19 protein-coding genes and 1 riboswitch are annotated in these 18374 nt (G+C 37.5%); of the genes, 1 reads left to right on the plus strand and 18 read right to left on the minus strand.

Features of this window, described 5'->3' with window-relative positions; translation table 11 throughout:
* Nucleotides 1–20 precede the first annotated feature (20 nt).
* The 16 genes from AC27FM_RS02140 to mraZ form a co-directional block, all read right to left on the minus strand.
* Nucleotides 21–248: a cold-shock protein gene (locus AC27FM_RS02140; protein WP_487085681.1), complete on the minus strand. Its 228-nt coding sequence runs from the start codon at nt 246–248 to the stop codon at nt 21–23.
* 3 nt (nt 249–251) lie between these two features.
* Nucleotides 252–3032: an isoleucine--tRNA ligase gene (gene ileS, locus AC27FM_RS02145; RefSeq protein ID WP_487085682.1), complete on the minus strand. Its 2781-nt coding sequence runs from the start codon at nt 3030–3032 to the stop codon at nt 252–254.
* 182 nt (nt 3033–3214) lie between these two features.
* The gene (locus AC27FM_RS02150) at nt 3215–4054 is read right to left on the minus strand and encodes a DivIVA domain-containing protein (RefSeq protein ID WP_487085683.1); all 840 of its coding nucleotides are present in this window, start codon (nt 4052–4054) and stop codon (nt 3215–3217) included.
* Nucleotides 4055–4066: 12 nt separating this feature from the next.
* A complete protein-coding gene (locus AC27FM_RS02155) occupies nt 4067–4864 on the minus strand; it encodes a YlmH family RNA-binding protein (RefSeq protein ID WP_487085684.1) in 798 nt (265 codons plus the stop codon).
* A complete protein-coding gene (locus AC27FM_RS02160) occupies nt 4864–5130 on the minus strand; it encodes a YggT family protein (RefSeq protein ID WP_487085685.1) in 267 nt (88 codons plus the stop codon). The genes AC27FM_RS02155 and AC27FM_RS02160 overlap by 1 nt, the downstream gene beginning before the upstream one ends.
* 18 nt (nt 5131–5148) lie before the next feature.
* On the minus strand, nt 5149–5550 hold the full coding sequence (locus AC27FM_RS02165; protein WP_487085686.1) for a cell division protein SepF: 402 nt from the start codon (nt 5548–5550) through the stop codon (nt 5149–5151).
* 32 nt (nt 5551–5582) lie between these two features.
* The gene (gene ftsZ / locus AC27FM_RS02170) at nt 5583–6812 is read right to left on the minus strand and encodes a cell division protein FtsZ (RefSeq protein WP_487085687.1); all 1230 of its coding nucleotides are present in this window, start codon (nt 6810–6812) and stop codon (nt 5583–5585) included.
* 47 nt (nt 6813–6859) lie between these two features.
* Nucleotides 6860–8206, minus strand: coding sequence for a cell division protein FtsA (gene ftsA, locus AC27FM_RS02175; RefSeq protein WP_487085688.1), 1347 nt, complete (start codon nt 8204–8206; stop codon nt 6860–6862).
* Between the two features lie 78 nt (nt 8207–8284).
* Complete coding sequence (locus AC27FM_RS02180; RefSeq protein ID WP_487085689.1) at nt 8285–8986, minus strand: cell division protein FtsQ/DivIB; 702 nt, start codon at nt 8984–8986, stop codon at nt 8285–8287.
* A 15-nt stretch (nt 8987–9001) separates the two neighbouring features.
* Nucleotides 9002–10111, minus strand: coding sequence for an undecaprenyldiphospho-muramoylpentapeptide beta-N-acetylglucosaminyltransferase (gene murG, locus AC27FM_RS02185; protein WP_487085690.1), 1110 nt, complete (start codon nt 10109–10111; stop codon nt 9002–9004).
* Nucleotides 10111–11481, minus strand: a complete 1371-nt coding sequence (gene murD / locus AC27FM_RS02190) for a UDP-N-acetylmuramoyl-L-alanine--D-glutamate ligase (RefSeq protein ID WP_487085691.1) — start codon at nt 11479–11481, stop codon at nt 10111–10113. The genes murG and murD overlap by 1 nt, the downstream gene beginning before the upstream one ends.
* A 10-nt stretch (nt 11482–11491) precedes the next feature.
* Entirely contained in the window at nt 11492–12457 is a 966-nt protein-coding gene (gene mraY / locus AC27FM_RS02195) for a phospho-N-acetylmuramoyl-pentapeptide-transferase (RefSeq protein ID WP_487085692.1), read from the minus strand.
* A 26-nt stretch (nt 12458–12483) separates the two neighbouring features.
* Nucleotides 12484–14649 carry a penicillin-binding transpeptidase domain-containing protein gene (locus AC27FM_RS02200; protein WP_487085693.1) on the minus strand — a complete coding sequence of 722 codons (2166 nt, stop codon included), beginning with the start codon at nt 14647–14649 and terminating at the stop codon, nt 12484–12486.
* Nucleotides 14646–15011, minus strand: a complete 366-nt coding sequence (ftsL, locus tag AC27FM_RS02205; protein WP_487085694.1) for a cell division protein FtsL — start codon at nt 15009–15011, stop codon at nt 14646–14648. Before ftsL ends, AC27FM_RS02200 begins: the two co-directional genes overlap by 4 nt.
* Nucleotides 15012–15029: 18 nt before the next feature.
* Nucleotides 15030–15980 (minus strand): 16S rRNA (cytosine(1402)-N(4))-methyltransferase RsmH, encoded by a 951-nt coding sequence (gene rsmH, locus AC27FM_RS02210; RefSeq protein ID WP_487085695.1) that lies wholly within the window; start codon nt 15978–15980, stop codon nt 15030–15032.
* The gene (gene mraZ / locus AC27FM_RS02215; protein ID WP_487085696.1) at nt 15970–16401 is read right to left on the minus strand and encodes a division/cell wall cluster transcriptional repressor MraZ; all 432 of its coding nucleotides are present in this window, start codon (nt 16399–16401) and stop codon (nt 15970–15972) included. The genes rsmH and mraZ overlap by 11 nt, the downstream gene beginning before the upstream one ends.
* A 235-nt stretch (nt 16402–16636) precedes the next feature.
* Between mraZ and AC27FM_RS02220 the strand changes: the two genes are divergently transcribed.
* Complete coding sequence (locus AC27FM_RS02220) at nt 16637–16756, plus strand: DUF4044 domain-containing protein (protein ID WP_487085697.1); 120 nt, start codon at nt 16637–16639, stop codon at nt 16754–16756.
* Nucleotides 16757–16810: 54 nt separating this feature from the next.
* Here AC27FM_RS02220 and thiT read toward each other — a convergent pair whose 3' ends face one another.
* Together thiT and minD are read right to left on the minus strand one after the other, a co-directional pair.
* Complete coding sequence (thiT, locus tag AC27FM_RS02225; protein ID WP_487085698.1) at nt 16811–17395, minus strand: energy-coupled thiamine transporter ThiT; 585 nt, start codon at nt 17393–17395, stop codon at nt 16811–16813.
* 50 nt (nt 17396–17445) lie between these two features.
* A riboswitch (TPP riboswitch) is annotated at nt 17446–17544 on the minus strand.
* 27 nt (nt 17545–17571) lie between these two features.
* The gene (gene minD / locus AC27FM_RS02230; RefSeq protein ID WP_487085699.1) at nt 17572–18372 is read right to left on the minus strand and encodes a septum site-determining protein MinD; all 801 of its coding nucleotides are present in this window, start codon (nt 18370–18372) and stop codon (nt 17572–17574) included.
* Nucleotides 18373–18374 lie beyond the last annotated feature (2 nt).

Here is an 18374-nt window from a genome sequence, read left to right on the forward strand (position 1 = left end):
TTTCAATAAAAAAGAAAGCACTATTCAGCGCTTTCTTCATCTTGTTCAGCTTCTAATATAGTAATATTGACTGCTTGTGGACCTTTGAATCCAGGAGCTACTTCAAATTCTACATTTAAATCCGGCTTAATAAAGTAGTCCTCGCGATTGAGAATCGAATCAGCAAAAAAGAATATTTCCTCATCACCATTATTTATAAATCCAAAACCACGATCGGTATTAAAACGAACGATTTTTCCTTGAAACATATATTAGCCCTCAAAACCTTCTTCAATTGTTTGAGGATATTCCTCAGTAACAATCTTAGCACATCTAGCACAGAATGTTGGGAAGTTTGAATCTTCGCCGACATCAGTCTTGATCATACGACATCTTTGACATACTTCACCATCAGCCTGTTCAACTAATACGCTAGAATCTTCGTATTTGTCAGCTTCATCAGGAGCAGCATCTGAACTAATGTTAAATTGAGAAACAATCAGTAATTGACCGAAGTTACTGTCGATCTTGTCAAAAGTATCTTTCAACTCTTCACTTGGATAAACTGTAACTTTTGCTTCTAGTGATTTACCGATCAATTTACTATCACGAGCAACTTCTAGTGACTTGAGAACATTGTCTCTAAAGTTCATAAATACTGACCAATCTTTTTTGATTTCATCTGAGCCTGGCAAATCTTCAACCTCAGGCATGTCAGTCAATTGAATAAACTCTTCTGGTTCTTTTAAGTATTCCCATACTTGTTCCATAGTGTGTGGCAAAATTGGTGTCATCAACTTGGCAATTTTAACCACAGCATCATAGATTACAGTTTGCATTGAACGACGAGCGTGTGAATCCTCAGAATCGATATAAACAACGTCTTTTGCAAAGTCTAGATAGAATGTTGATAGATCATTAGTAATGAAACGAACAACGTTCTTAGTTACATCGGCAAAATCATAACCATCATATTCATCGTGTAAGTCTTGAACTAAGTCATTCAACTTCACTGCAATATATTGATCTTCTGGGCGAAGGTCTTCATATGCGACGCGATTAGTCTTAGGATCATAGTCAGCTGTATTAGCAAGCATGAATCTAATAGTATTACGAATCTTACGATATGTTTCTGAAACTTGTTTGAATGAGTCAACTGATACTTGAACATCAGAACTAGAATCAACTGAAGCGACCCAGAGGCGGATGATTTCTGCACCGAATTGTCTTTCGATATCTGCTGGGGCGATAACATTACCAAGTGACTTACTCATCTTAACGCCATTCTTATCCAATGTGAATCCTTGCGAAAGGATAGCCTTGTATGGAGCAACACCAAAGGCAGCAACTGATGTGATCAACAATGAATTGAACCACCCACGATATTGGTCGGAACCTTCAAGCACTAAGTCGGCTGGGAATTGCAAATTATCACGTAACTTAGCAACACCAGCGTGAGCTGTTCCTGAATCGAACCAAACGTCCATGATATCTGTTTCTTTAGTGAACTTACCATTAGGACTAGCCGGATTAGTATATCCTTCTGGAAGCAGATCCTTTGCGTCACGTTCGAACCATACGTTCGAACCATATTTACCAAACAAATCGGCAACGTGGTCGATAATTTCTTTAGTCATGATAGGTTCGCCATTTTCAGCGTAGAAAATTGGAAGTGGAACACCCCAAGCACGTTGTCTTGAGATAACCCAATCACCACGGTCACGAATCATGTTGTACAAACGAGTTTTACCCCAATCAGGAATGAAACTTACTTTTTCAAGCTCAGATAATAATTGTGGTCTAAATTTGTCGATTGATGCAAACCACTGTGGTGTGGCACGGAAAATAACAGGTTTCTTAGTACGCCAATCATGTGGATAACTATGAGTGAAGAATTCAAGTTTTAGCAATGAGCCATTCTCACTCATACGGTCAGTGATCATTTTATTGGCATCGTCATAGAAAACACCCTTGTATTCAGGGACTTCATCTGTAAAGCAGCCGTGTTCATCAATTGGTGAGAAAATAGGTAATTTGTATTTCATACCGACAACAAAGTCATCAGCACCAAATCCAGGAGCAGTATGAACTAATCCAGTACCATCATCTAATGTAACGTGGTTACCAAGGATCAATAGTGATGCTTGATCATAGAATGGATGAGTTGCGGTTAGACCTTCAAGTTCAGAACCCTTGAATGTTTTAAGAGTTTCAACATTTTCCCAGCCTAGTTTTTCTTGTAAGAAACTGATACGTTCTTCAGCAACGACGTATTTTTTACCATCAGCATTAACTAATGCATAGTCATACTTAGGGTTCACACAGATAGCCTTGTTAGATGGCATTGTCCAAGGAGTAGTGGTCCAAATAATGAACGATGTATCATCGTCAAGTAGACCCTTACCATCACGGACTTTAAATGCAACATAGATCGAAGCTGATTTAACATCCTTATATTCGATTTCTGCTTCAGCAAGAGTTGATTCAGATGATGGTGACCAATAAACAGGTTTTTTACCACGATAGATATAACCCTTGTTGACCATTTCACCAAAAACTTTAACTTCTTCTTTTTCAAATTCAGGTTGATAAGTAATATATGGATGATCCCAATCAGCTGAAACACCTAGACGTTTGAATCCAGCCATTTGCTTTTTGATTTCACCTTCAGCAAAGTCAAGACACATCTTACGATATTCTGACATGCCGATTTCCTTACGTTTAACACCTTTTTTAGCTAATTGTTGTTCGATTGGCAGACCATGAGTATCCCAACCAGGGATGTATGGTGAGCGGAATCCGTTCATCGAATGATAACGAACGATAATATCCTTTGAAACCTTATTCAGGGCGTGTCCCATATGAATGTCACCATTAGCAAATGGAGGGCCATCCAATAATTCGAATGTTGGTTTACCTTCATTTAATTTTTGGCGCTTTTCATAAATTTTATTTTCTTCCCAGGCTTTTTGCCATTCTGCTTCTTTGTTAGGTAAGTTACCACGCATTGGGAACTTTGTTTTTCCTAAGTTAAGTGTGTCTTTGACTTTCATTCTTCCACCCCTTTTTGAAATTAAAAAGAACCCATCCAATTCTAGGACGAGTTCTTCGTTATACCACCTATTGGTAAATGATTATAAAATTGTTTAAGAGTCGATATACTAAATAAATTATTTTACTAACCTCACACCATACGTTAGCTCGCTGAAAAATGTTTTATAAAGCACTTATTCTCTTAATTATTAGATTCCCCATTATCATCAGGAACCGCGTCGTCAGATTCGTCATCAGCAAAATTAAAAGTTGGAGCATTTTGTTCATGACTAACTGTATACGGATCTGCAGGCTCCTCATCGGGAATATTGTTATTATAGTTCATTTGTTCATCGTTGGGAATGGTATCTTGCGAATTTTCATAATCTGACTGCTCATTTTCATAGTTATTCCCCGTGGTATCAACATTACTTGAATCAAAATTATTTGTATCTTCGTTATTATTTTGATTATTATTTGTATTTTGGTCATAACTATCCTGATTATCTTGCATTCCCACTCGTTGCTTCAAGTCGTCAGTGGAAGTGTCCTTTGAAAGTTGCTCCCACTCCGGACTTTGGATCATGTTTAATTGTTGGCGTAAAATCTCCTGCAAGCCACGTCTGTAATCAGCCGACTTTTTCTTCAGATCGTCAGTTTCAATGGTTACCTGACGAGCCTTGCTAGAAGCATCTTCGAGAATCTGATTGGACTTTGCTGTCGATTGATCCAATAATTCACGTGCCTTCTTTTGAGACTCTTCAACAATGATCTGTGCCTCTTGTTCAGCATTAGTTTTTACTTTATCAGCAGCGTCTTGAGCAACGATGATCGATTGATTCAAAGCATCTCGCATATCAGTGAAATACTTCAATTGTTCTTTGGTATCTTCTAGTTCTTTTTGTAATTGTTCGTTATTTTGCAGGGCAAGATCATAGTCCTGAGAAACCTGTTTTAGAAATTTATCAACTTGATCACGGTTGTAACCGCGGAATTTACTTTCAAATTCTTTATCATGTATTTCTATTGGTGACAATACCATAATCTCCACCTCTTATTTATTGATAATATTAACGAACAATATATACTTGTTGCCCCTAGATTTACCCATAATGTCATTGACTCTTACTCGACCATATCCACGCACGCTGAGTGTATCGTTGATCGTAATAAAAGAACTTGCATTTTTATTTACGACCCAGTTGATCTGGATTTTACCATGCTCAACTAGAGCTTTTGCAGTTTGCCTAGATAAATCATAGGTTGTTGCAACAATCGTATCTAGTCGCAACGAATGTACATTTATTACTTCGTCGTGAGAATCGTCCTTTGGCAACAAAAGTTCATTAAAATTTTTCTGAGTTAAATGAACTTTGTAAGGTCCAATTTTTTGCACTTGCTCTGATACAAAATCTTTCATTTGATCAAAAACAAAAAATTGCCAGTTTTCACCGTCAGTTATTATATCTCCAAAATGGTCTCTTTCGACGCCTGACCCAGTCAGCGCTCCTAAAATTTGTCCGTGATGCAAATTCGCAAATTTTTCTGGGTATCTGATCTCAAACATTGAAATCTTGAAATCGGCTTCCTTTGGCACAAAATAGTCAGGAGCAATAATACCCCTGACTCTTTCTGCCCCTTCAAATCCTCCGAAATAATGAACATAGAGGTCATCATATTTGTTAACGAGGTTATTCAAAATCAACTGTTCTCTAAGATTGAGAAAATCAGTCAACTGTGGGGTATACATAGTTTGTGTTCTTAGTAATAGATCACTCATTTTGTCAATAAAGGGCTTTTCTTCTGGACGAAAATATCCACTTTTTAAGCTTACATTTTCTTTTTCAGTCATTAGATTATATAAAAAACCACTTTCTGTACTAATTCTAAAATTATTAGAGCAATCAGTGGGGAAAAGTCAATCATTCCAAATCTAGTCGGAATGATTTTTGAAATTGCTCTGAAGAAAGGTTCAACCATCCTAGCGATGAATTGACCAAAGGCCGAATTATACAATGCTGGTATAAATGTCATAATACAATATACAAACACGATCAACTCGTATATTTGGAAAGCACCGCTAATAATTAATGGTAAACCATACGAAATACGATCCATAAGATTCCCCTATCTATTTTATTCATTCAATTCAGGAATACTTCCATCAATTTCAAACTTTGGAGGTGTGCACAAAAATATCTTATCTCCAACACGTTTGATTTCACCATTAAGAGCATATATCGAACCGGTCAAAAAGTCGACTATTCGCTTCGATTGCTCATCATTAATATTGTTGAAATTAACGATCACGGCCTTGTTGTCTAAAAGTTGTTTTGCAATAACCTTTGCATCTGAATAAACTCTAGGTTGATAAATTGCTATTTTACTACTAGTAGGTCTTGATTCACTTGCAGCGGTCATAGAAACTACCTTCTCATTACCAGAATAGTTAGAAGTCGATGATTCTACATTTTCTGATTCATCAAAGTCGTCTTCATCGTTGATTCCAAAGAAATTACCTAATTTTTCAAAAGCCATATTAAGATCTCCTTCTAAGTTTAACTTTTGGATTATTTATTATTTCTGCGTTTAAAAATTGGAGGAGTTGAATCATCGTCATCATCATTCAAGTCAATTGTTTCAGGTTTTCTGAAGATCTCAAAATCACCTTTTTCACCTGAAACGTTGTTGTTAGAATCTGATTCATGGTTAATATCCCAATCAGCCAATGGATCACTAGGCTTTTTCTTTGGTGCTGGCTTAGGAACATCAGTTGGATCGTTATCAAGTGTTGCCATACGATTATTAAGTTGAGGACGTTTTTGAACAGATCTCTTCTTGTCTTCACTTTCAACGCCTGTGGCAATAACTGTAACTTTAACTTGATCACCTAAGGTTTCATCAATTGATGTACCGAAGATAATATTAACATCTGACGTAGCTTGTTCTGAAACGATTTGAGCAGCATCTTGTGCTTCAAATAATGATAAGTCTGGGCCACCAGTGATATTAAGTAATACTTGTTTAGCACCATCGATAGAAACTTCCAACAATGGTGACGAAATAGCTTTGTTTGTAGCATCTGTAATTCTGTTTTCACCATTCGCTGTACCAATACCCATTAGAGCAGAACCTTGGTCAGACATAACAGTCTTAACATCAGCAAAATCCAAGTTAACGAATCCTGGTGAAGTAATTAAATCTGAGATACTTTGAACACCTTGACGTAGAACATCATCAGCAATACTGAAAGCTTCACCCATAGGTGTCTTTTTATCAACAATTTCCAATAATTTACTATTTGAAATAATAACTAATGTATCAACATCCTTCTTCAATTCAGTGATACCATCTGCGGCAAAACGTGAACGTTTTGATCCTTCAAATGCAAATGGACGTGTGACAACACCAACTGTTAGTGCGCCACTTTCCTTAGCAATTCCAGCAACAATAGGAGCAGCACCTGTACCAGTACCACCACCCATTCCAGCAGTTATGAAAATCATGTCAGCACCATCAAGAGCTTCCTTGATAGATTCTTCGCTTTCTTGAGCAGCCTTTTGACCAATTTCTGGATTTGAACCAGCGCCTAAACCTCTTGTTAGTTTAGGACCTAATTGTATTTTTGTTTCGGCTTGTGAGCTTTCAAGTGCTTGCACATCGGTATTAGCGGCGATGAATTGCACACCTTTAATACCAGAATCAACCATGCGGTTAACGGCATTCCCACCTGCGCCACCAACACCAATAACTTTAATAACTGCTCCCGTATTGTTATTTGAATCCAATGAATATTCCATTAAGGAGTTCCTCCTACTACTTTTACTTTTATATTAATAATTAATGTTTAATCGAAAAATTTGCTCCAGAAATCCTTAAATTTGGAAGGCTTTTTACCTTTTTTAGGACGAGGTTCTTGAGCCGTTTCTTTAGGCTCGGTTTCCACTTCAGGCGCCTTTGGTTCTGGTTGAACTTTCGGTTGTTTCTGTACTGTTTGTTGTTGGGGAGCTGATTTTTTCAAGCTAATAGCTGCACCGTTTACTACGTTATCAGCAATAATTCCAATATCATTTAATCTGGATGCGTATGTAACCAACCCTAGACCTAATGAATACGACGGATGACGCATTCCCATTTGTGATGGCACATAGCTCTTGACCTTGACGTTGAAAGCTTGTCTAACAAGTTTTTCAATGTTAGGAGTGGCAGACACACCACCAGTTAATACAATTCCCCCGGGTAATGATAGTGCACCTGCATCTTCTAGCGGATCCTTTAATCTAGTAAAAATCTGTTCTAATCTAGCTTCGATTATTTCTGCTAAATACTCTTCAGATATTGCTTCAGGTTCGTTTTGACCGACTACTTCAACGCTAACATTTTCTTCGGTTGAAGCATCTGTTGAATCAGCGTTACCATAATAGAGTTTTAGCTGATTAGCATTTTCGATAGTCGTATTCAAGACTACTGAAATATCGTGCGTAACGTAATCGCCACCTTCAAAATCAACTGTTGAAAGTTTTAAATTATTATCATGCACGACTGAAGCTGTTGTCTGGCCAGCACCCATATCAATAATCACCGCACCAAAATCACTTTCGCCGTCGTCTAGTACAACTTGGCTTAATGCCATCGGTGATATGACTTTATGAGTAATATTTAATCCCGCTTGTTGGATAGCTTTTTTAGTGTTATGAACAATAGTTTTTGGAGCAGTATAAATTAGACCCTTCATCTCCAAACGGACGCCGATCATACCTCTTGGGTCACGAATGTTGTTGAATCCGTCTACTGAAAACTGCTTTGGAATCAATGAAACTACTTCACGTTCACTAGGTAAGTTTTGAACCATGGCTGCTGCCATAACTTGTCTTACATCGTTTTCGTTTATCTCTTTTGATTCAGTACCAACGGCGATCATACCCTGACATTTTTCGATTTGTAACATGTTAGCGGATATTGCCACTACAACGTCACGGATCGTTATATTTGCCTGAGTCTCAGCCTTCTTAATAGCCTTTTGAATCGCACCTGCGGCTTTGTCGATATCGACTATAACGCCACGGTTGACCCCTTCAGATCTCTCGCTTCCAACGCCAACGACACTTACTTTGTCTCCTGACGATTCAGCAACCACTACTTTGATTGAATTGGTACCTATGTCTAGACCTACAAAAAATTCAGAATTGTCCATTAATCGTGGCAGCCTCCCTTACCTAGAAAAAAAATCTATTCATTAGAAAATTTTAACACAAAAATGAGTATATTAAACCTATTTCTTATCTTTAAATGGATAAGAATACGCACCTACTTCAAGATTGATGACACCTTTCTGTTTCATCTGTGAAGCGATACCCGGATAATACTTCATTTTTGCCTGAACGGTCCGGATATCCGCCACAACCTTGTTGCCATCATTCATATCAATTTTGATACGATATGGATTCAATTTAGTTGGGGAATTATAAAATTCCGAAACATTAGTTTTAACATTATCATTTAATTCTTTATATATATTTGATATTTTTTTTAGTTTATTATTACTATTAAATCCGCTATATATCGGATAATTACCGATGGGTGCCTTTAATTTTTGGTCAATAATTCGTCCATCGTCAATTATCCGATAATAATAACCTTTTTTATAAATCAAGCCCAGTGTCTGATACTCAGTTACGTGTATTGTTAAATCTCGCAAATTATTAGTTCCAAACGAGACGTTTTTAACAGAGGGCAACTTTTTTTCAGTGCGCTTGATGATCGATTTCTTTTCGAAGAAAACGCTCATCAATAATTTATTATCGTTTATCTTAGTTGCATCGATCACCTGTTGTGCACCTAGATCGTTAACTCCTGTAACGGTGATATTACGAACTTTGCTCAGAGGTGACCCCAGATATGCTATGAAGATAATAACAATGGCGATGAAAAAAATAACTATATTCTTAACATTACTTTTCCTTTTCTTTGCCATTGCAAAACCTCAACATCATTTATTTACTAGACTAGTCATAACTTTGATCAATCGATCAGAAGCATCTGGTACTCCGGCTTTCTTTGATGCTTCTGACATTTGCTCTTGAATGTCCTTGTTACTCATAATCTTATTTATTTCTTTAAACAACCCTTCAGCTGTCAATTCCGATTCTGGTATTACCTTTGCAGCACCATTTTTCGCAACCGACATCGCATTCTTAGTCTGATGATCATGTGTGACATATGGACTAGGAATGAAAATCGATGGAATTCCTAACGCTGTGATCTCTGCAATGCTTGTTGCTCCACTTCTACCAACTATCAAATTAATATCCGGCAAAATCTCAGGCATATTGTCGATATATGGTAATACAGAGATATTTTCGCTGTTTCGGAGACTTTCGTCAATTTTTTTAATTACATCGTCATAATGTACTCGGCCGGTGACGAATAGCACTTGATAGTCTGCATTGGAAAAATCATTCAGAGCACTGATTGCTGCCTTATTGATCGGTGTGGCACCACGCGAACCTCCGAATATCATCACGGTCGGTATGCCGGGTTTCAAATCAAATTCCCTCAAACGGTCATTGGGTTGAATTCCGACTGCCTCTTGAGCGCGAGGATTACCAGTAAAGACAATTTTTCGTTTTTCTGAAAATTGATCTTGTGCTTCCTTGAAGGCGATAGCAATTCGATCAACAAAATGTCCTAAAAATTTATTGGTAACTCCAGCAATAGAATTCTGCTCGTGGATAATAGTTGGTACGTGTAAGCGATGAGCCGCATAGACTACCGCACTGGAAACATATCCGCCTGTTCCAATGACAATATCGGGTTTAAAATCCCTAACGATCTTTTTAGACTTACCCACACTAGATAAGAATAACTGCATGACCTTGACATTTTCAAATGTCAATTTCCGTTTGAATCCTTTAATTTCGATTGTTTCAAACTGGATGCCCGCTTGCTTGACTATTTTGCTCTCTAGTCCCTTTTCGGTACCAACGTATAAAACATCATCAATCATCTCACGTTCCTTTAAACGCTTGATTAATGCCATTGCAGGATAGATATGACCACCAGTACCACCACCGGAGACTATAACTCGTAGTTTACTCATTAATTTTCTCCTTTTAATGCTTCGACCTCATCAATATATTGGTCTCCGCGTTGTTCGAAGGTATCGAATTGATCCCAACTTGCTGCAGCAGGTGAAAGTAAAATAACCTCTCCCTCACTACTTTGACGATAAGCCTCTGGAACAGCTTCTTTTAGATTATCTACTTTTGTGATATTGCTAATTTTAGCCTTTTCAGCTGCATCTACCATCTTATCAGCAGTTTGACCATAGAGAATGATATTTTTGACTTTTCCCTTCAAATACGGAACTAATTCATCGAACCCATTACCACGATCCAATCCACCAGCAATCAAGACGATTGGTTGTTTAAATGCACTCAAGGCAACGATAGTTGCTTCAGTATTCGTAGCCTTTGAATCATTATAGAACTTTCTGCCATTTAACTTATCTACGTACTGTATACGGTGTTTAACACCTCTGAATGACGTCAAGACTTCAATAATGTCCGCATTACTTACGTTGAACAACTTAGCAACGTTGATGGCTGCTAGAGCATTTTGAACATTGTGTTCACCGGGAACTTGAATATCATCTGCATCCATTACGAATTCTTGGTTGTAATAAATCTTGTCATCCTTCGCATATGCTCCATCGGTTAGTTCTTGTTCATCTGAAAATGGTTTGATAATAGCTTTGGATTGCTTTGCCAAATCACGCCATTCTTCAGTGTTCCAATTGACCACGAAGATATCGTCGTTAGTTTGGTTTTTAGTAATATGCATCTTAGCTTTAATATAATTTTCGCGTGTTCCGTGAAAATCCAAATGAGTAGAATATATGTTATTCAATACGGCTACATGTGGATGTAAGTCGATCGTTCCTTCTAATTGAAAACTTGAAAGTTCAGTTACAACAACATCTTTTGCAGTTGCCTTTTGAATCACATCTGAAATTGGTATACCTATGTTACCAGCATAATATGATTTGGCAAACTTATCCGAATGAGCAAGCATCAATTGAATCAACGTTGTTACGGTCGTTTTACCATTTGTTCCTGTAACAGCAACCATCGTCGCATCAGAACAACTATAAGCAATTTCAGGTTCTGTTATCACAGGCACACCAATTTCTTGCGCATGTTTGATCAATTCATTGGAATAAGGGATTCCGGGATTTTTCACGACAAAGTCATAAGAAGTATCGACTAATTCAGCATCATTGCTACCGGTTATCACTTTGAAACCGTCATCAATAAGTTGTTGAGCCTCATCGTTACCTTCAAGAGGATTTGAGTCAACAACTGTTACTTCAGAGTTGATTTTGTCTAGTAATTTTGCGACTGCGTAACCGCTTTTTGCAAGCCCTAACACTAATATTTTTTTATTTGAATATTCACTTTCTGTTTTCATAACTGACTTCCTACATAAATAAGATTAAATAGATTCCTGAACAAATAATTCCTACGATCCAAAATACGATATCCACTTTCCATTCATTCCAACCAAGTATTTCAAAGTGATGGTGAATCGGTGTCATCTTGAAGATTCTTCGATGGAAGACTTTGAATGAGAAGACCTGTAACATCACGCTGGCTGTTTCAACAACATAAACCAAGCCGATCAATAGTAATGACCAGTATCTACCTAATAAAATCGATATTGCTGCTAAACCAGCACCTAAAGCAAGTGAACCAACATCCCCCATAAAGATTTTTGCAGGTTTGTGATTAAATACTAAAAATGCCAACAGAGCACCGACAACGGCAAAACAGATAATGGCTAGATCGATTCGGTTCTGATATAGGGAAATATAACCATAGGTTGCATAAGAGATAGTTCCTAAACCACCCAGTAGGCCATCAAGTCCATCAGTTAAATTAGTTGCGTTTGAGAATCCTACTAGCCAAAAAATAGTAAATGAAACAAAAATTACGGCTGAATCAATTGAAAACAACCCCGGAATGGAAAAATTCATCGGTAATTGATCGTTGTTATACACTAATAGAAAAATCGCAGCAACGATTATTTGTAAAATCAATTTTTGCAATGCTTTCAAACCAAGATTGCGCTTCTTAAAGACTTTGATGAAGTCATCAATAAATCCGATACAACCATAAATAAAAATAACAAAAGTTGTGATTAGTAGTGAGTGAGTCAGTTGCCCTTGCCAAGCTCCGACCCAAAGACTTGTAACAGCTGTTGCTAATATTATTAAAATACCACCCATCGTAGGTGTACCTGATTTTTTTTCGTGCCACTTTGGTCCTTCTTCACGAATTGACTGACCTTCCTTATGTGCTATTAGATAGCCAATAAGAAAGGGCATTAATATAGCAACGATTGCTGCGGCACTAGCGATATCTATAACAATATTACTTAATTCCATAAAAATCCCCTTAATCATTTAAAGATTTATTTATTTTTTAATGTAACCTCAATTTTACCACTGTCACTAATCACGTGGCCCTTTTCAATGGATTGTTTTGTGACATATCCATCTCCCTTGGTCGTAAGCTGTACACCAGTGACTTCAGCAAATTTCATCACATCATTCTTAGACCAGCCAGTCAAGTCTGGCATGGTCATCGCTCCATTAGTTAGTAAGACGATTCTTTGGCCAGGCATAACTTTTTCTCCACTGGCAGGAAGTTGTTGGACAACTTTACTCCCAGTACCAATGATACCAGTTTGTAAGCCCATTTTTTTAATTTCCTTAGTAGCTTGTTCAGTAGTGTCATTCAGCAAACTTGGAATACTTACATATTGATTGCCTGCATCGGCGGTACTAGTTGCTTCCTTACCTTGGCTGACTAATCGTTTAACTAACGGATTAAATACTTCCGACAGGATTTTTTCTGGTGATTCTGTCATCTGTTGAGGTTGTTGCATTGTGATATACACTATGTAATTCGGATCATTATACGGTATCATTCCTGCAACTGAGAAAATATAATTGTTATTTCCTGTCAAATAACCACCACTTGGTGACGCAATTTGAGCCGTACCAGTTTTAACTCCAACTTTGACGTTTGGGATATTATAGACTATACCAGTACCATAATCCTTAGTAACGACTTGACGCATCGCCTTTTGCACTTTTTTAGCCGTACTTGCTTTGATCGGAGTCCCTACTACGGTACGTTTGTACTTCTTAGTCGTCTTACCCGTTGTAGGATCAACGATTTTTTGAATGATTTGTGGCTTGATCATCTGACCATCATTAGCAATAGCTGAAAAGGCCTGTAACATTTGCATTGCATTGACGTTCACACTCTGACCAAATGAAGTCATAGCCTGATCACTCTCATGTTGATAAGAGATGCTTCCTGAGACCTCGCCTGGAAGATCTACACCGGTTTTATCACCGATATGGAATTTTTTCATATAGTTCATCCAAGTTTTCGAACCCATTTTTTCTTCCAAATTAACCATTCCAACGTTCGATGAACGTGGGAAGGCCTCGGAAATAGGGATATATCCCCAACCAGCATTATTCCAATCGCTGACCGTCCTGCCACCAACTTCAACTGATCCGGATTTGTACAATTCATTTGCGTTGTAGTTGCCAGAATCAATCGCTGCAGATAACGTTAGAATTTTCATGACCGATCCCGGTTCATATTGATCTTCAACTAAAGTGTCACGCCAACTATCGGTCAATCCCTTACCAGTAGTAGGATTGAAAGTTGGTCGTTGAGTAGCAGCTTCAATCGCACCCGTTTTGGCATTCATTACTAAGATCTGAAGATTCTTAGGGGCATAATTGTCCTCCACATTTTGGGCCAAGATCTCAGCATACTGTTGAATTCTACTATTCAAGGTCAAGTAAATATTCGAACCGTCGACTGAACTTTTTTCAATTATTTGCGACCCGGGCAATTCATTTCCATTGGAATCAACTTTTTTGATCCTTTTACCGTTCTTCCCAGTTAGTAATTTATTGAAATATTTTTCAACACCCATAACGCCACTAATATTACTATTAATGTCATTTGCGTTATCAGCCTTAGTAATACCAACCAAATTAGTAGCAAAAATACCGTTCGGATAAGATCTTGATGGTAACTCAACAAAGTCTATACCCGTCAATTTCTTACTTTCAATTTTATTCTTCATCTCAATTGACAGACCGCGACCTGCTTGCCCGAATTCAACTTGGTACGTTTTTTTATCTTCAGGATTTAAATATTTCAAAATCTCCTTTTTGGAGAGTGGCAAATACTTGCTCAAAGTCTCAGCGACCTTCGACTTATCAGTTACATAGTTTGCCTTTCCGTCGCTAGTCTTAGATTTCTTAGATAAAATAGCATAAATATTGTAAATCGTAGAATCTCCGGCAATCATATCACCGTTGGCATCTAAAACATCGCCACGTTTGGCGTTAACTATTGACGACCGTTCATATTTCATTTTCGTACGTTGTTCAAGGTTGACCCCATCAAATTCTTTACGAGTAGATATCGACGTTAATCGATATATGCAAACAATCAAAAAAAGGGCAGATGCAATCATAATTATTAAACCAACGATATAGCGATTGCGTCTTGCCTTATTTTTAAAAATTTTTCTAAATTTCATTTCGATACGTTCCTTACGCTTTTGTTGCTCATTTTTAGATTGTGTTTTTTAGCAAAAGATGATAAACGATCAAAGCTCGTCATCTCTGAAATCTCTTGACGTAAGTTTACGTTGTTTGTATTTGTTTCTGTTATTTGTGTTGAGATATGATCCAATTCATTTTGAGCGGAAGTCATAGAAACCTTAATACTAACTAGCATAACCATTAATGCCAACGTTAAAAGGCCTAGTCCAACAACTAATGATGTTTCTAATTTAGAAAGGGCTACTTTATGAGTCGCAGGCTTAGGTGCAGCAGCTGGATTAGTTTGTGTTTGTTCTGTTTCATAATTTGGTAGATTTCTAGCTGTACTTTCTCTCATAATAAATTTTCTCCATAATTAAATCTTCTCGACAACACGTAACTTGGCACTATGTGCACGATTATTATTTTCTAATTCATCTTTACTAGGTAAAATTGGTTTTCTTGTAATTTGCTTTAACAATGGCTTCAAGTCATCTGGAACTACGGGTAAACCTCTAGGAAGATCAACTTCTGAATTTTCTTTGAAAATATGTTTTACAATTCTGTCTTCTTTTGATTGGAAAGTAATGACACTGATTCTTCCATTCGGAGCTAACAATTGAATTGCTTGTGCCAACGATTGCTCAAGTGATCCAAGCTCATCATTAACAGCAATTCTGATAGCTTGAAAAATTCTCTTGGCTGGATGCCCGCCAGTACGGCGTCTTGCGGCAGGAATGGCATTTTTAACTATATCAGCCAGTTCCAGTGTGGATGTTATCCGATGATCCGCTCTGATGCGTTCAATTGAACGAGCAATCTGTTTCGAAAATTTTTCATCACTATATTTATAAAAAATACTTACTAATTCGTTATAGGACCAGTCATTGACAATTTTTTCAGCGTCTAATTCCTGACGTTGATCCATTCTCATATCTAGCCTGGCTTCTTTCTTATAACTAAAGCCTCGAACAGCATCATCAAACTGTGGTGAAGAAACACCAAGATCATAAACTATTCCATCGACTTCAGTTATTCCTAAGTCATTTAATCTTGGCTGCATATTTTCAAAGTTATCACGAATCAGTATCAATTTATTAGTACCTATGACCTCGGGATCGTTTTGAATTTGTTCACCCGTTTTAATAGCGGCTTCATCACGATCGAAAGCATAAACAGTACTATTATTGATACGGCTCAAAAGTTCCTTAGTATGTCCACCACGACCAAAAGTAGCATCCACAAAAACGGCATTGTCTCTGGGATTAACCTCATCAACGGTTTCTTTTAATAATACTGTCTTATGTACAAAGTCATTAGAAGTCAAAATCTGTCATTTTCTCCGATATCTCTTCAAAATTGTCTTCGGCTTGTTGGCTGAACTCATTCCATCTTTCTTCATCCCAAATCTCGATTCGGTCAGACACACCAACTACCACGCAGTTCTTTTTTAATTTAGCAAATTCTATCAATGATGAGGATAAATTAACACGACCTTGCTTGTCGAATTCCATTTCGCCAGCAGCGGAATAAAAAAATCTAGTAAAGGCACGTGCATCTTTTTTTGTTAAGGGCAACTTGTCTAGTTGAGCTTCAAGTTTATCCCATTGATCCATGGAGTATCCAAATAGGCATCCATCCATACCACGAGTAAGCACAAAGGTATCACCAATTTCCTTTCGGAATTTGGCGGGAATAATTATTCGGCCTTTATCATCAATGGTGTGATGAAACTCTCCCATAAACATCCACAGTTCACCTCAATCATTTAACACTTCTTAATTTACCACAAATCACCACAATTAACCACTTGATATTGTGAAAAATGACACTGATATATTTAAAACGTTTTATTAGTTGATTTATCAGCATATATCATGGTGGGGGACTTTCTATTATTGATGATTTTTTGGCTACAAATGTTGCATATTTATCCTATCTGAAGTAATATTTCACATATATATTAACTGGGTGGTGGAACGTTTGAACGACGAAAAAAAGCCTAAGAGCACTTTAACTAAAATTACTCAAGTTGTTGTCTGGTTGATGATTTTAGTTACAATTGGTGGAGTTATCCTAGAATCATTAATGAGCTTTATATAACAAAAAAAAGAGTGTGCAAGTGGGGAATGAAATCCCTGCTTACACACTCTTTTTTTAGTCTCTCGTAATAATGAATCTCTTGAATACTCGATTCAAGAATACCAATATTACTAGCAACATGATCATGTTGGCGATGAAACTACCACCATTGATGACCAATGAATAAATCCACGGGTTCATCGTCTTTGGTGCATATGCACCCCAGTAAATACCACCAGCAATGAAGTGCAAGAAGTATTTGACTAAGAATCCAATACTGGAATAAAAGATGATCAAACCTAATGTACTTTTGTCATTCTCAATCTGGCGTTTGACACGATAACTACCTAGTCCAACTAAACCAACTGCCGCAAAGGCTAATGGATATTCTACTAATCCTTGCAGTGGATTTAAAAATCCCCCACTACTAAAACCTTTGAGAAGCAAATCTAGCAATCCCCAGACCAAGCCTGCAAGTAATCCTGGCTTTAGTCCTCTTCTTAATGCATAGACCGCCATGGGAATCAATCCATATTCAACTTGGATTGAAGAAACTCCCAAATCATGCGGTACGAAGGATAAAGCCTGAGCGGCCGCGACGATAATCGCTCCCTCCGTCAATACTACTAAATTATTGTTTCTTGATAATGCTTTTGCCACACAAAAAACTCCCTTCTGATTAAGTCATCACAAGAGAGTTCGAGTTTTTGTTTACTTGAACAACACTATTCCTACGCATGTATTAGCATAACAGGTTTAAAGGGTCTGATTTTAATCACTCTCAGCCAAAGGCTCCCCCTGTGTTGACTATTTAATTTAACAGCATTATACCATTATTATTTTTTTCTACCAAATACTCTGCTGAAAAAACCAGTCTTTTTTTGATCATTGAACATATCTAACGGAATATTCTCACCTAACATTCGATGAGCTATATTCCGATAACTATGACCGGCATCACTGTGCTTATCAGAAATAACTGTTCTACCCGAATTAGATGCTGCAATAACTTCATCTTCATCGACAACGACGCCTAATAATGGTATCCGCAAGTGATTAACAATATCGTCGATTCGCATCGAAGTTCCTTCGTTGATCATATTCTTACGAACACGATTGATGATCAAATGTGGAGTTATCGGCATGTTCATGCTTTCTAGGATTCCAACCACTCTATCAGCGTCACTGACGGATGCGAGTTCAGGGTTTGTGACGACAATCGCCCCATCGGCGACTGTAACAGCATTTTGGAAGCCGTATTCAATTCCCGCTGGACAATCGATCATAACAAAATCAAATCTCTGCTTTAAATAAGTAATGATCCTTCTCACTGAATCTTGATCCAGTACATACTTGTCCGCAAATTGTGAAGCCGCTAATAAATACAAATTGTCTTCAAATCTAGGATCACGAACTAATGCTTGTGATAAAACCACTCTGTTTTGAGCTACATCAACAATGTCATAAACAATGCGATTCGTTAAACCCAAGACAGCATCTAAATTTCTAAGTCCAATATCAAGATCCACCATACAGACTTTTTTCCCAAGACTTGCTAAGACGGAACTAATATTAGCGGTAGTTGTAGTTTTGCCAACGCCGCCTTTACCAGACGTTATAACAATAGATATCCCCATAA

This window comes from Companilactobacillus sp. y65-5, assembly GCF_057541095.1.